The organism is Erythrobacter sp. S267, from assembly GCF_057365045.1.
This window is the reverse complement of record NZ_CP200298.1, coordinates 370,768-385,123: the sequence shown is the minus strand read 5'-3', so window position 1 is coordinate 385,123 and position 14,356 is coordinate 370,768. Positions and strand designations below refer to the sequence as shown.

At 62.0% G+C, this 14,356-nt stretch carries 8 protein-coding genes; 3 read left to right on the top strand and 5 right to left on the bottom strand.

Annotated features, from left to right (window positions below; all coding sequences use genetic code 11):
• Positions 1–43 precede the first annotated feature (43 nt).
• Genes AC0V6X_RS01615 through AC0V6X_RS01605 form a run of 3 tightly spaced genes read right to left on the bottom strand, consistent with a single transcriptional unit; the run spans position 44 to position 5,330 of the window.
• Positions 44–1,978, bottom strand: a complete 1,935-nt coding sequence (locus tag AC0V6X_RS01615) for a P1/P2 acidic ribosomal protein (RefSeq protein ID WP_486182848.1) — start codon at positions 1,976–1,978, stop codon at positions 44–46.
• 2 nt (positions 1,979–1,980) lie between these two features.
• Entirely contained in the window at positions 1,981–3,915 is a 1,935-nt protein-coding gene (locus tag AC0V6X_RS01610) for a heme-binding protein (RefSeq protein ID WP_486182847.1), read from the bottom strand.
• A 23-nt stretch (positions 3,916–3,938) separates the two neighbouring features.
• On the bottom strand, positions 3,939–5,330 hold the full coding sequence (locus AC0V6X_RS01605; RefSeq protein WP_486182846.1) for a multiheme c-type cytochrome: 1,392 nt from the start codon (positions 5,328–5,330) through the stop codon (positions 3,939–3,941).
• A 250-nt stretch (positions 5,331–5,580) separates the two neighbouring features.
• Between AC0V6X_RS01605 and AC0V6X_RS01600 the strand changes: the two genes are divergently transcribed.
• Positions 5,581–8,364 (top strand): DUF3857 domain-containing protein, encoded by a 2,784-nt coding sequence (locus AC0V6X_RS01600; RefSeq protein ID WP_486182845.1) that lies wholly within the window; start codon positions 5,581–5,583, stop codon positions 8,362–8,364.
• 75 nt (positions 8,365–8,439) lie between these two features.
• Here AC0V6X_RS01600 and AC0V6X_RS01595 read toward each other — a convergent pair whose 3' ends face one another.
• Positions 8,440–9,573, bottom strand: coding sequence for an acyl-CoA dehydrogenase family protein (locus AC0V6X_RS01595; RefSeq protein WP_486182844.1), 1,134 nt, complete (start codon positions 9,571–9,573; stop codon positions 8,440–8,442).
• A 27-nt stretch (positions 9,574–9,600) separates the two neighbouring features.
• Positions 9,601–10,797, bottom strand: a complete 1,197-nt coding sequence (locus tag AC0V6X_RS01590) for an acyl-CoA dehydrogenase family protein (RefSeq protein ID WP_486182843.1) — start codon at positions 10,795–10,797, stop codon at positions 9,601–9,603.
• A gap of 306 nt (positions 10,798–11,103) precedes the next feature.
• Between AC0V6X_RS01590 and AC0V6X_RS01585 the strand changes: the two genes are divergently transcribed.
• Together AC0V6X_RS01585 and AC0V6X_RS01580 are read left to right on the top strand one after the other, a co-directional pair.
• Positions 11,104–13,269 carry a dehydrogenase E1 component subunit alpha/beta gene (locus tag AC0V6X_RS01585; protein ID WP_486182842.1) on the top strand — a complete coding sequence of 722 codons (2,166 nt, stop codon included), beginning with the start codon at positions 11,104–11,106 and terminating at the stop codon, positions 13,267–13,269.
• A complete protein-coding gene (locus tag AC0V6X_RS01580; protein WP_486182841.1) occupies positions 13,266–14,291 on the top strand; it encodes an ACP S-malonyltransferase in 1,026 nt (341 codons plus the stop codon). The genes AC0V6X_RS01585 and AC0V6X_RS01580 overlap by 4 nt, the downstream gene beginning before the upstream one ends.
• The last annotated feature ends 65 nt before the right edge of the window (positions 14,292–14,356 follow it).

Genomic DNA, 14,356 nt, shown 5'->3' with positions numbered 1-14,356 from the left:
GCGGGCTTCAATAGCCGGTCAGTCAAGATGGTTCCCCCCACCATCAGTAAGTCAGCGTCACGTTAGCAAGGATCGAGACATAGTCATCCCGATTGCCCAGATTGTCGAACAGATCACGAAAGCCTGCTCCCGAAACCAGCGTCGCGCCCGATAGACGGAAGACGATGTTCTGGTTCGCCTTGGGCCGCCAGATTGCCGAAAGCGACAGATCGTAGCCAATATCCTTTGGGATAGAGCCTTCGATCCGCAGGTTCTCAAGCGTCGCCGTATCCTCAAACCACAGATGGTTGGCATTGGCGGTAACGCGAAACTCCGGCGTCAGGTCGAAGTCCGCACCCACCCCGACCAGCCATAGGCCGGGATTGTTGAAGTTGGACTGGCCCTGCTCTTTCGACGACCGCAGCGAGTTCAAAATCCCGTTGCGGCCATTGACCGAGACCGCACGCCCACCACCTGCAAAGGGGATGGTCTGCCTGATCCAGTATGACGTGTCCGCCCCTGCAAAGACGGGGTTCTCAAAGATCGCGTCGAAGCCGGTTTCTTTGTTGTCGTAAGGATCGCCGTCGCCGCTTTGGTAGAGGCCCGACAGGCGAAAGCGCATCCAGTCTTTATCGTAGGAAAGCTCAATCGCGCCGAACTGCGCGTTAATGTCGGCGGGCTCTCCGGTGAAGAAGTTGTTGCGATCCTCGCCCAGCGCCCAATATGCGCTTGCGGTGACGTTGATCCGGCCAATCCTTCCGTCAGCATTGTAGCCGAGATAGAACACGTCGTAATCGCGCCCGCGCAGGTCTCCGAGCAGTGCGGGGCGCACTGGAAAGCCGTTATCGTCAATCTCGATATCGTCGCCTTCGCGGTTGCGATTGTAGACGAAGCTCACCTGACTGGTCAGCGCCGGGATCAGGAAGTCCTGACGGTACGCATTGGCGATAAAAACGAAGTCATCGCGCGGGCTCTGGACGACCGAGTTGAGGCCAGAATTCGTGTCTTTCTCCAACCGCCAGAAAGCGCCCAGATTGAACTGGAAGCGGTTGTTGTCGCGATTGCCGAACAGCCGCACGCCCAATTGGAGATCGTTGAACAGGAAGCCGCGGAAATCGGTCTGGATCGGCTGGATTCCAGCGCGCACGGAGATGAAATCAAACCGATCATTGTCGAGCGAGGTGAAGTGATAATCCACAAACGCCTCTTGCACGCCCAGAAATTGGTCGAGCCGGGTCGTGCCTTTGCTCGGCTCCACGAAGAGCACCCGTCGCTCGGGCACCGTCACATAGTTGACGTTGTAGGCGAGGGTCAGGCGGTATTCGACGCTGGGCGGCTTGTAGGCGGTGCTCCCCTTCAGCAGCGCTGCGCCAACGATGAAGGTCTGCGCGAAGACTTGCGAGAAGTCATTGCCGAAGACATCAAGCCGATCCGGGTCCTCGGTCGTCTGGATGCCGACGGGGATCGGGAAAGTGCGCGGCTCGTATATCGTGTCGCTGACCGCGTTGAGGACGAAGAACCAGTCATCCTCCTTGATCGGCAGCCACGGCACTTTTGCCCGGTCAATCGGGCGGTCGCCCTTGAGCGTGTTCTGGTGATAGGGGTCGAGCAGATTGTGCGTGACCATTGGCTGGCCCGTGATCTGCTCAACCAGATCGCTCGCCGGGTCGACCAGCCGCCAGCGGTCCGGGATCGGCACACGGGCAGCAGAGAAAGCCTGCGGAGGCGGCGCGCGCACGGCGCCGGGGTTTTCCTGCTCGATCCGCTCGGGCAGCTGCGCGTTGAAGCCGGGGCGTTCGCGGCCCTCAATGATCTGCGGGTCGAGCGGCTCAGGGTCAGGATTGGCACTGGTGTTCAGCCCTTCGCCGACGCTTTCATTGTGCTCGAGCTCGTCTTGCTCCTCGGCCTCAGGAGCAGGCTCTGCTTGAGCGTCCTGCGGTGCCTCAGCAACTTGGGGCTGCAGCACAGCCACCATCGGTAGGAGTGAAAGCCCCGCCATCGTCACAGCCCCTCACAGACATTCTGTGTCGGGTCGTCGAGGAACGGCGCGAAGGGGCAGTTGATATAGCGCAGGCGAACCTGACGGCTGCCTACGTTCACAAGGATGCGGTCAGCACGAATGTCTTTGGGCGCGTTGTTGATCGTGCCGGTGCGCACGCCTGCATTGTGGACGCCAAGGAAGCTGATCATGTCATCCTGATCGATCCCGTCACCCGAAACGCCCAGTCCTCCGATCAGCTGTCCGCCGCGATAGACCGGGACGGAGCCGGGGAAGATCTGAATTCCATTGCCCAGCCGCGATCCGCCGCCTGCGACATCGGGCAGCTTGGTGCAGCCGCGCGCTGTGTCGGTAGGTGACGCGCCAAGGACAAAGCCCAGATGCTCTTCCAGATTGCTGAGGATAAGCGCGGATTGCAGGCCGGTTGAGAAGGGATTGAACTGCTCAATCGGGCGAGACAGCGGCCCCGGCGGCGTGCCGACTTCGCCATCCGGGAAGTAGGGGCGCGAGAGGTTTCCGCCCGAACGATCCGCAAAGGCAAAGCCGCCTGTCAGCGCATTGGGATCGTTCAGGAACGTCCGAACTCGCGCCACGTACTCAGGCACTTCGCGGTCTCCGGCGAGCAGGTCGCCAGCCGCGAAGGCTCCGGAGAAGAAGTTCGCGGTGCGCGCTTTCTGCAAGCTCACATCGGTGCCGAAGATGGGCGCGTCGGGGCTCCGCACAATGCCAAGGATCTGTCCGCGCGTATCAACCAGGCTGATCGTCACCTGCGCGCGGCTGTCAAGTGGTCGGCGGATCTGAGCGCGCGCTCGGGTCATCACCGTGAACGCCTCTTCAAGGATCGCAGTTGCCTCCGCCGTGGTGATCGGCGTGCCCACATCGGCTGCGTCGGTCCCCGCGCGGACCGGGAAGCGGTTGGTGCCCGCCCCATCGGTCAGTACGAAAGCGTCGGGGAGTGAGAACTCTGCCGGGGTCGACGCGCGAATGCCGGAGGCTTCTGCTCCGTAGGCCATGCCGGCACGCAAAGTGCCATCGAAATAGCCGATTACTGGCTGCAACGCGCCCGGAGTGCCGACAAAACTCGCGCCCGTCACGTCTGATAGTCCAGCATAGGTCGCGTCGGTGTAGCGTAGCGAGGTGCCATCAGCGGAGATGCGGTCGGCGCGGATTTCGACTGGAGCCTCAAAACCCACCGTGCCAGCCAGTGCAATCCGCTCATCCGTATCGATATCCACGTCGAGGATGTTCGGGTCGAAGGTGTAATCGGGGTCCCCCGAAACGCCAATCCCGCCGACCACCACGCCGTTCTTGTAGAGCGGGAAGCCGCCCGGATCAGCCGACAGCCCCAGCGGAGATCGCTGCGGCCCGATCATCCCATCGCTGGCCCGCGAAGAGAGGTCAGAGCAGGGCAGCTGGCTGAACTGCACTCCGAATAGCGGCCCGCTCTCCAGCCCCACTGTAGTGGGCGCAGGCGGGAAGTGCTCTTGCACAATTTGCGAGGCGACGCGGGTCGAGAAAGCATTGCCGCCGCTCGACAGGTAAGCGCCCGTTATCGCCTTGGCGATGGCTGAGCCTGCGGCAGGCACAATGTCGAGGCCTTGGATGTCGATATTCTGCCCATTGGGCGCATCGGGGATTTTCACCGTGTCGGGAGAGCCCGTCATCTTGAACACGGCGAGCACATTGCCAACCCGGTCGACCACCGCGATGGTCGCGGGCGTGCCTTGCGATGTTGCTTGTGCTGCCGCCCGAGCGATCACGGTCTCAACGTCGGCGGCGGTCAGGCTCTCTTGCGCGGGGACGCTGAAGAACGATCCGGCAGGCGGAGGCGCTGGCGGCGGGGCAGGAGGCGGATTGCCACCGGTTCCACCACCCGAAGGCGCGCTGCTATCGCCGCCCCCGCAAGCGGCGAGCACCAAAAGCGGTGCTCCGACCACAATTTTCCACCCCGCCCCCACGCCTATTGCAACCTGCGAATGGCAGCGACTGCGCTGGCGAGCGAGGCACGGAAGTCGGCGGGGCGATAGGCATTGGGCTCATTCACCGCGGCATAGGCCCGGTTGATGTCGGCGCGAATTCCCGCTGCTGCTCCGGGTGTCACGCGGCCCTCGGTGACGAGGCCATTGAGCAAAGTGTCGATCGCCATGACCGCCTGAACAGAACCGGAGTAGTCAGTGAACAAAGGCCGTGTCGCATTGTCGCCGATGATGCCGATGATGCGGAACGCATCGCTATCGATGTAAGCGCGCTGGCTCAGCGTGTTGGAGAGCTGCCCCGCCCTCTGCGACAAGGCCCGCGCGGCTGCTCTTGCATCACCCTGCCCTCCCATCGCGCGGTGGAAGGCGCGGCTCGCGGCCTTGAATTCATCCGCCTGGGCCGGTGCCAGCGCCTTCGCCACGGCGTTGAGCATGATGATATTCTCATCATTGAACGGCGCATTCCCGAACGGGATCGGACGGCCTGCATTTTCCTCAAAGGTCAGGCGACGCTTGCTCGAATCCTGAATTTCACGGTGGCACGAATGGCAGTCGAAGAAGTAGTATTGCGGGAAGAGGCCTTCCTGCGAAAACTTGGGCTGCGCGAAAAGCCGCGTCGAACGCTCGACCGCTTCGGCCTGCCCGACCGCCCAGAAACGCACCGCATTCGGGCGGCGCTTGCGGCTGACATAATCATCATCGACCGAGTGGTGCTGCTGAAGCGCGCTGAACAAGTCGAGCTCGAAAGACACGCGCGGATGGCCCGCTGCCATCATCGAGTGGGTGACAAACTGCCCGGTCTTCTCCGAACCATAGTGGCAATCGAGACAGACATTGGCGCGCACTTGCGGATTTTCGAGCGGGATCAGCCCGTCGGCAACGTTCGACGCATGGGTCGCAGGGCGCGCATAGTGGCTCGAAAGCCACGCATTGCCCGCCGGACCATGACAGCTCTCACACCCGACACCGTCGGACAGGCGGAAACGGTCGCCGCGCTGACCTTGCGGGGCATAGGTGGAGTGGCAGCCTAGGCATTGCGGGGCTGATGCTGCGCTGGAATAGCCAAGGCTCTGAGCAATCTGCCGACCGCGCTCACCCAGCAAGACCGCATAGGCCCGGCTGTGTGCGCCGCTGGGCGAAGACGGTTCCTGCCAGGTCGCAATCTCATCCTGACGCACAACCGCGCCATTGCCCTCAGCACGCCCGTGGCAGGTCGAGCCCGCACAGGACGCGACGCCTTCGAACATGCCGTTACCGATAGCGCTGGCGGAAGGGTAGAGGGCAACAAGGCTCAAAACAGCGAGCAGCCTGACCAGACCAGCCCGGCCCCACTTCAAGGGATTTGCGAATCCCCAACTCGTCCCTGACACTGCCATCTCATTCCCCCCACGAGATGTGAGAGACTGTGCAACTTTCACGCCCCGCTCGCAAGCCCTGAGCGCGCGCTAAGTCCCTAAAAAAAGCTGCAACAGCCGTTTCCATGCCGAGATACCCTGCGACGACGAGCATGGCTTGTAAGGTCGCGTCAAACCGTCGCACGTCATGCACGGCTCATTTGCCTTGCAAATCGGGCCGAGGCGCTGTTCAAAGGTGCAAATCTCTCTTCCCACAAAGGATTCTAACTTCATGCGTTTTATCGGGTCGCTCCTCGTCACCACCGCTTTGCTGAGCCAGCCTGCCTTGGCCGGGGACGAGGTTCTTTATGAAGAAGCACCAGCTTGGGTGGATGAGCGCGCAATTGATGTCGAGAACCGCGATCCGGGAGAGCCGGTTGTCCTGATCGACCAGCAAGCGCGGATCGAAAGCGGACAGCTGTGGACCTATCTCGACACGGCCATCGCGCTCGATTCCCCGCAGACGCTGACGCAGGCGGGAACGCTCTCTGCCACTTGGCTGCCCGACAAAGGCGACCTGATCATCCACGCGGCTGAGCTGATCCGCGGGGATGAGGTGATCAATCTGCTGGAAGGCGAGGAAAAGTTTGAAATCCTGCGCCGCGAACAAGGCTTGGAATCGCGCCTGCTTGATGGCGCGCTGACCGCAACGATGACTGTCCCCGGCGCGCGGCTGGGTGATGTGTTGCGGCTGTCATACTCCACCACTTTGAGCGATCAGGCGATGGGCGAGAATGTCCAGTGGCAGACGGGCCTGATCGCAGAGCCCTTCCCGCTTGGCGATGGTCGGGTCAGCGTCTCGTGGCCTGAAGACTTGCCGGTCACGATCCTGCGCAAGGGAGAGGCCGATGTGCCCGAACCCCAGCTGGTGGACGGCTACAAGGTCTGGACAGCGGAGCTTCCCGTGGCAGAGGTCGACCCCTTCCCCGGCGATGCGCCCGCGCGCTTCCAGCTGGGTGAGCTGATGCAGGTGACGACCTATGAAAGCTGGCAGGATGTGTCCTCCCAGATGGCGCCGCATTACGCCGTAGACGGCGCGATTACACCGGGCGGAGAGCTCGCCGCAGAAATCGCGCGTATCGCAGCGGCCAGCGATGATCCCATGACCCGCACCGCTCTCGCTCTGCAATTGGTGCAGGACGATGTGAGCTATCTTCTGGACGGTCTTGATGGCGGCAATTACCTGCCCCAAAGCCCTGAAGAGACATGGGAAAATCGCTTTGGCGACTGCAAGGCGAAGTCCGTGCTGCTTCACGCAATCCTACAGCAACTGGGTGTCACATCAGAGGTTGTTCTGGTCCGCACGCAAGGTGGCGATGCGCTTCCGTTGCTCGCCCCCATGCCGGGCAATTTCGACCATATGATTGTCCGCGCTGAGATCGACGGGACGGTCTATTGGCTCGACGGAACATCGGGCGGCACCCGGATCGATACGATGGATGAGGTGCCGCGCTTCCACTATGCTTTGCCGTTGCGCGAAGAAGGCGCCGAGCTGGTCAAGATGGACGTGCGCCCGCAAGAAACACCTGACCGGATCGTGCGGCTCAAGCTCGACCAGAGTGCGGGCGTGCGCTTGCCCGCATTGTTCGACATCTCAATCGAGTTTCGCGGGCTTTCCGGGGCGCAGTGGCGCACGGTTGCTGACCAAGGCGATGAAGATGCGCGCGACAATGCGGTTTACAGCGCGGTCGCTGGTTTCGTCGGCGGGGCGCAGCTGATTGATCAGGACATCTCCTACGACGTCGATGCAGGCGTTGCTTACATCACCGCGCGCGGCGCAGTTGGTTCGCCATGGGCGCGCGACGATATCGAATATGAGCTTGAGGCACCCGCGCAGGCTGCAAAGGCCATCGGTTTCAGCGCCGACCGCGCGCGCGCCGATTGGCGCGACATTCCGCTGCGCCTGAACGGCCCCACCTACTTCGCATCCGAGTTTGAGATCACTCTGCCTGAAAGCACCACCTTCGAGCTGAAGGGTCGTGAAGAAGCGAGCCAGATCATCGGCGGGGTCGAGGTTGCCTCAACCGCTGGGGTCGAAGGCAAGACCTTCACGCTGACGCAGAGGATGCGCAGCGTTGATGAGGAGCTCGCCGCAGATCAGATCCCTGTCGCCCGCCGCGCGCTCGCTCGTTTCGACCGTTCGCTGCCAGTGCTGCAATCGGTCGGCGGTGTGCGCGAATTGTGGGAGTATTTTGGCGAGGGGCGCGCGCTGCTTGCTCCCTATGAAGCGATCTATGCCGATGCCATCGCCGATGCCGATGACGATGATATCGGACCGCTTCTGAACCGCGCTGGCTTCCGCATGGGCGTCTATGACCATGCGGGCGCGATGGAGGATGTCGAAGCGGCCATCGCCATCGAAGCGTCACGCAACCTCTACCTCTCCCGCGCCCGTTTGCGGCGGGAGCTGGGCGATCTGGAGGGCGCTTTGGCAGACTATCAGCTCGCCGAAGACCTCCAGCCCGATGGCTCCACCTATGCCGTGCAGGTCGAGATTTTCGCGCTGCTCGGCCAAGCGGAGGAAGGCGTCTTCCTGGCCGAGGATTACAGCAGCTTCGCCGATGATCCCGTGTCTGAGGCCAACATGCTGGCCACCGCCTATGCGTGGAATGGCGAGATTGACGAAGCGATGAGCCTGCTCGAAACCGCGATCCGACGGCGTCCGGGCGATGGCACTTTGCTCAACACGATGTGCTGGAAAGCAGCGACTTGGGACGTGGTTACGCAAGAGCGCCTCGCTACCTGTGTCGATGCGGTTGAGAAGTCGGACTATTCCGCTGCCGCGCTCGACAGCCGGGCGCTCGCGCATTTTCGGATGGGCGATCTCGACGCGGCGATGGCTGATGTGGAAGCAGCCTTGCTTGCAGAACCAGGCCTGACCGCATCCATCCTGCTGCGCGGCGTGATCAAGCTGCGCCAGGGCGACGAGGCTGGCGGGCGCGAGGATATTGAGCTCGCGCTGGCGATGACCCCTTCGATTGAAGCCACCTACCGCGCTTGGGGTTTGGAGTTCTGAGAACCCCAGAAGAGCCACGAAAAAGGGCCGAAACGCATATAACGCTCCGACCCTTTTTGTTTGTTCCGTAAGGGCTTACGCCGAAAGGGCGATATGCCGCTTCATGTGGTGATCGATATTGCCGAACTCGGAATCGAAAATCGTGAGGCGCTTGAAATAGTGCCCGATGGCATATTCGTCGGTCATGCCATTGCCGCCATGGATCTGGATCGCTTCCTGCCCGATATTGTGCGCCGCCTGGCCCACGCGGACCTTCGCCGCTGAGACCGCCAGTTTGCGCGCCTTGGCTTCTTCGCCGAGCTTCAACGTGGCGAGATAGGTCATCGAGACCGAGCTTTCATACTCGGTATACATGTCGACCATGCGGTGCTGGAGGACCTGGAACTTGCCAATCGGAACACCGAACTGCTTGCGCTGCTTGGAATATTCGAGCGTCATGGCATGCGCGACCTTCATCGCACCCACAGCCTCCGCACATTGCGCTGCGATGGCTTCGTCGGTGACAAGCTCGATCAGCGGTAGGCCATTGCCTTCTTCACCGATCAGAGCGTCCGCTGGCACTTCGACATTCTCGAAGTAAACCTCTGACGCGCGGCGGCCATCGACGGTTGCGTAGTCGCGAGTGACGACGCCCGAGGCGCTCTTGTCCACCACAAAGACCGAGACGCCTTCTGCATCGCGGCGATCTCCGCCGGTGCGGGCGGTGACGATCAAATGGCTCGCCCAAGGCGCACCGATGACAACCGCCTTATGGCCGTTGAGAACGTAAGCGTCGCCCTGCTTCTTGGCCGTCGTCTCAAGGTCGAAAAGGTCATAGCGCCCGCGCGGTTCGGCGTAGGCGAAGGCGAAGACGCGCTCGCCCGACACGATCCCGCCAATATGCTCTTCCTTCTGAGCTGCTGTGCCTGCGTGCTTAAGAAAGCCGCCTGCGCAAACGACGGTCGGAACAAACGGCTCGACCACGAGGCCCTTGCCGAACTCCTCCATGACAACCATCGCGTCGACCGCGCCGCCGCCAAAGCCGCCATCATCCTCGGAAAACGGCATGCCCAGTATGCCAAGCTCAGCCAGCTGCGCCCAAATCTCAGGCCGCCAACCGGCATCGCTGCCGATCACTTCGCGGCGTGTTTCTGCGCCATATTCCTCGCGGACCAGACGCGACAAACCGTCGCGCACCATGTCCTGTTCTTCGGTGAAGTTGAAGTCCACTGTATGTCTCTCCCGCCCGGCTCTTGTTTAGAGTCCGAGGATCATTTTCGTGATGATGTTGCGCTGGATTTCGTTCGATCCGCCATAGATCGATGTCTTGCGCATGTTGAAATAGGTCGCAGCCGAGTGCTGGGCGTAGTCCGGGCCGATCGGGTACTCGTTGGAGCCGACATCCGCGATGCTGCCATACATTGGCGTGCCATAGGAACCGACCGCTTCCAGCGTCAGTTCAGTGAGACGCTGCTGAATTTCGGTACCCTTGATCTTCAGGATCGAGCTTTCCGGGCCCGGTCCCTTGCCTGCCTGCTCTCCGGCCAGCGTGCGCAGCTCGGTGATTTCGAGCGCGGCGAGGTCGATCTCCAGCTGGCTGACCTTACGGGCGAAATCCATGTCGCTCATCAGCGGCTTACCGTCGAGCGCTTCACTCGCAGCGATATCGCGCAGCTTTTCGACGCCGCGCTTGGAACGGGCAACACCGGCAATGCCGGAGCGTTCGTGAGCGAGCAGGAACTTGGCATAGGTCCAGCCCTGATTCTCAACCCCGACAAGATTCTCGACCGGAACACGGACATCCGTGAGCCACGTCTCGTTGACCTCATACCCGCCGTCGATCAGCTTGATCGGCTTCACTTCAACGCCCGGCGTCTTCATGTCGATCAGGATGAAGCTGATACCTTCCTGCGGCTTCGCGGCATCGGGGTCAGTGCGGCACAGGAAGAAGCCCCAATCGGCATGCTGCGCCAGAGTGGTCCAGGTCTTCTGGCCGTTGATCACATAGTGGTCGCCATCGCGCACAGCGGTGGTCTTGAGGCTGGCCAAATCCGAACCCGCGCCCGGCTCTGAATAGCCCTGACACCACCATTCCTCACCGCTCAAAATGCCCGGCAGGTGCTGCTGCTTCTGCGCGTCATTGCCGAAAGTGTAGATGACGGGGCCAACCATCGAGACGCCGAAGGGCAGAGGCATAAAGGTGCCGACGCGGGCGTTTTCCTCTGACCAGATGTAGCGCTGCGTCGCGCTCCACCCCGTTCCGCCATACTCGACTGGCCAGGCGGGCGCAGACCAACCTTTCTTGCCAAGGATCTTGTGCCACGCGGTCATGTCTTCGGGCGACATGTCTTCACGGTTGCCCATCCCTTCGAGGTGCTTCGGGTGGTTCTCTTCGATGAAGGCGCGCACTTCTTCGCGGAAGGCGATTTCTTCGGGGGTGAAATCAAGGTTCATGATGCATCTCTCTCGGCAGTCGTCATGTTGGGGTCTCTAACGGACCAATCAGTTTTGATTGCGCACTGTTATAGCCATGCGAGCGCCGCTTCTTGAAGGGGGAATCCGCGTATTTTTGCGCTGGTGCGAATTTCTCAACACGGGAACTGCCGCAAGGCCAGTATGCCCTAGCGGCAAGTCTTTGCGCGCAGATTGCAAGAGGCGCATTGACAAAGCACGCGCATGGGCCTTGAGGGCGCATAACGGATCGAAAATGAGCGTCGCGGACCGGACATTTGCGGCACAGGGCTCATCAAGGGAGGATCAATGGCGGGTGCGATTCAGGCATCGAGCGACGGCTTTCTGGAGCGCTTGCGAGCAGGCGCGATCCCGGCGGCTCTGACCACAAAGAGCGCTGCGGCGATTGGGCTCACTACCAGCGATCTGATCGAGCTGTTCGAGACGCAGATTACCAGCCGCCGTCTGGACCTCGAAAGCCGCCGTTTGGCAGGTAAGGGTCAGACTTTTTACTCCATCGGCAGTTCGGGGCATGAAGGCAACGCCGCCATCGCGCGCACCTTCCGCCGCGACGACATTGCTTTCTTGCACTATCGCAGCGGCGCCTTTCTGATTGAGCGGTCGCGCAAACTGCCCGGCACCACGCCGATCTGGGACATGGCCTTGTCCTTTGCGGCGTCATCGGAAGACCCGGTCTCCGGTGGACGCCACAAGGTGATCGGGTCGAAGGACCTCTTCATCCCGCCACAGACCAGCACCATCGCCTCGCATTTGCCCAAAGCGGTCGGCGCTGCTTTCTCCATTACGATGGGCAAGCCTCGGCAGCGCAAGAACGCTGTTCTCCCCGCTGACAGCGTTGCGATTGCGAGCTTTGGCGATGCCTCGAGCAACCACTCGACCGCCCAAGGCGCATTCAACGCCGCCGCATGGACTGCCTATCGCGGGCTGCCTCTGCCGCTCGTCTTCCTGTGCGAGGACAATGGCATCGGCATCTCTGTGCCCACGCCGGAAAGCTGGGTGCAAGCGAACTTCGCACACCGGCCCGGCCTCACCTATCTCGCTGGCGATGGCCGCGATGTGGTGGACGCGATGCGGGTCGCTAAGGAGGCCGAAGCTGTCGCGCGTGAGCGTCGAAAGCCGGTCTTCCTCCACCTGCGCACCGTGCGCCTGATGGGCCACGCTGGTTCAGACGTCGAAGCGCAATATCGCACCCGTGACGAAATTGAGCGCGAGGCGGATCAGGACCCGCTGCTCCACACCGCGCGCCATGTGATGGAGGCGACCGGCGGCTCGCTCAGCGATGTCGAAGCGCTCTATACGCGTATCTCGGGGCAGGTCGCAGCGGTGATGGAGGAAGCGGCCACGCGACCTCGCCTATCCTCGGCGCAAGAGGTGATGGCGCCGATTGTGCCGCCCGCTTCTCCCGCTCCACCCGCGCAGAAAGAGTGGCCCACGCCTAAACCTGTGCACATGTCCCGCGCAATCTCCGCCACGCTCGCTGCCGAGATGGAGGAATGCGCCGACGTCGTCGTGTTCGGCGAGGATGTTGGACGCAAAGGCGGCGTTTATGGCGCGACTACGGGCTTGCAGAAACGCTTTGGGCCGGGCCGCGTGTTCGACACGCTGCTCGACGAGCAGACCATTCTCGGCATGGCCATCGGACTGGCGCACAATGGCTATGTGCCGGTGCCGGAGATTCAATTCCTTGCTTACGTTCACAATGCGGAGGATCAGATCCGGGGCGAGGCAGCCTCGCTCTCCTTCTTCTCCGACGGGCAGTTCACCAACCCGATGGTGATCCGGATCGCAGGCCTTGCCTATCAAAAGGGCTTCGGCGGGCACTTCCACAATGACAACGCGATTGGCGTCTTCCGCGACATTCCCGGCATCATCCTCGCCTGCCCATCCTGCGCGAGCGAGGCGGTGGTCATGCTGCAAGAGGCTATCCGATTGGCGCGCGAAGAGGGCCGCGTCGTCGTCTTCCTCGAACCAATCGCGCTGTATGGCACGAAGGATTTGCATAGCGAGGGCGATGGCCTGCTGCTGAGCCATGAAACTGGCCCGGCGAAGCTGGGCGAGGTCGGTGTGTTTGACGCCCAGAGCGCGCCAAACCTCACCATCATCACCTATGGCAATGGCACAGTCTTCTCCTGCCGCGCTCAGAAAAAGCTGGCAGAGCAAGGCGTCCATGCCCGCGTGATCGACCTGCGCTGGCTCGTCCCGCTGCCGATGGACAGTGTGCTCGCAAACCTGCCCGATACGCCCGTGCTGATTGTTGATGAATGCCGCGAGAGTGGCTCGCTGGGCGAGGAACTGTTCACCAAACTGGTCGAAGCCGAACATTCCCAGCCGATCAAGCGCTTGTCGGGCGATGACAGCTTTATCCCGCTCGGCCCGGCGGCTGACACGGTCCTGCTGCATGAGGAGGACATCATCACCGCCGCGCAGGGCCTCGCCAAGGGAGGTGCAGCATGAGCGCGAGAGAACGCATCGTCGTCATCTGTCCGGGCCGGGGTTCCTATGCCGCCGCAGAACTGGGCTACCTCGCCAAGCACCACGCAGCGCGGTACGATCAAGTCGAGGCTCTCGATGCGAAGCGCGCGCAGGAGGGTGCAGAGGCGGTCGCGACGCTTGACGCCCTGCCCAAATTCTCACCCTCCAAGCATCTCCCCGGCGGCAATGCTTCGAACCTGATCTACACCAGCGCGCTGATGGACTTTGCCGCCATTGATACCGACCGCTTCGAAGTCGTGGCCGTGTGCGGAAACTCGCTCGGCTGGTATCTTTCGCTTGCCTGCGCAGGGGCATTGAGCCTGGAGGATGGCGCCCATCTGGTCAGCACAATGGGCCACCTGATGGAGCGCGAAGGGGTCGGTGGACAGCTGCTCTATCCGGTCGCTGCCGAAGACTGGAGTGTGGACTTGGCCAAGCGTGCCGCAGTGCTCCAACAGGTTGAGGCCACGCCCAATGCCTTCCTCTCCATCGACCTTGGCGGCACGCTGGTGCTGGCCGGAGACGACGCCGCGATTGAGAGCCTGCGCAAAGGTTTGCCGCCGATTGACGGTAACCCGCCCCCGATCCTGCCGCGCCATGCGGCGTTCCACACCAGTCTGCTCGACTACATCGCCGAGAAGGCGCAAGCGACGCTGCCCGCCGCCCTGTTCCGCTCTCCCGCAATCCCGATGATCGACGGCACCGGCAAAGTCTGGACGCCAGAGGCGAGCGAATTGGCTGCGCTCCACAGCTACACGCTCGGTGCGCAGATCACGCAGACCTACGACTTCGCCAAATCGGTCGAGGTCGCGCTGAAGGAATTCGCGCCCGACCGGCTTGTGCTGCTCGGGCCAGGCTCTTCGCTGGGCGCGCCCGTTGCTCAATGCCTGATCGCGCATCGCTGGAAGGGTCTTACATCGCGGGAGGCCTTCATGGAGCGCCAATCCTCCGATCCCTTCCTCCTCGCCATGGGCCGCGAGGGTCAGCGCGAAATCGTGACCTGACAGTCACAGCCCTCTCAAACACGGGAGCTTTTTGCGCCTCCACCCATTGCCTCATTGGAAAAGCG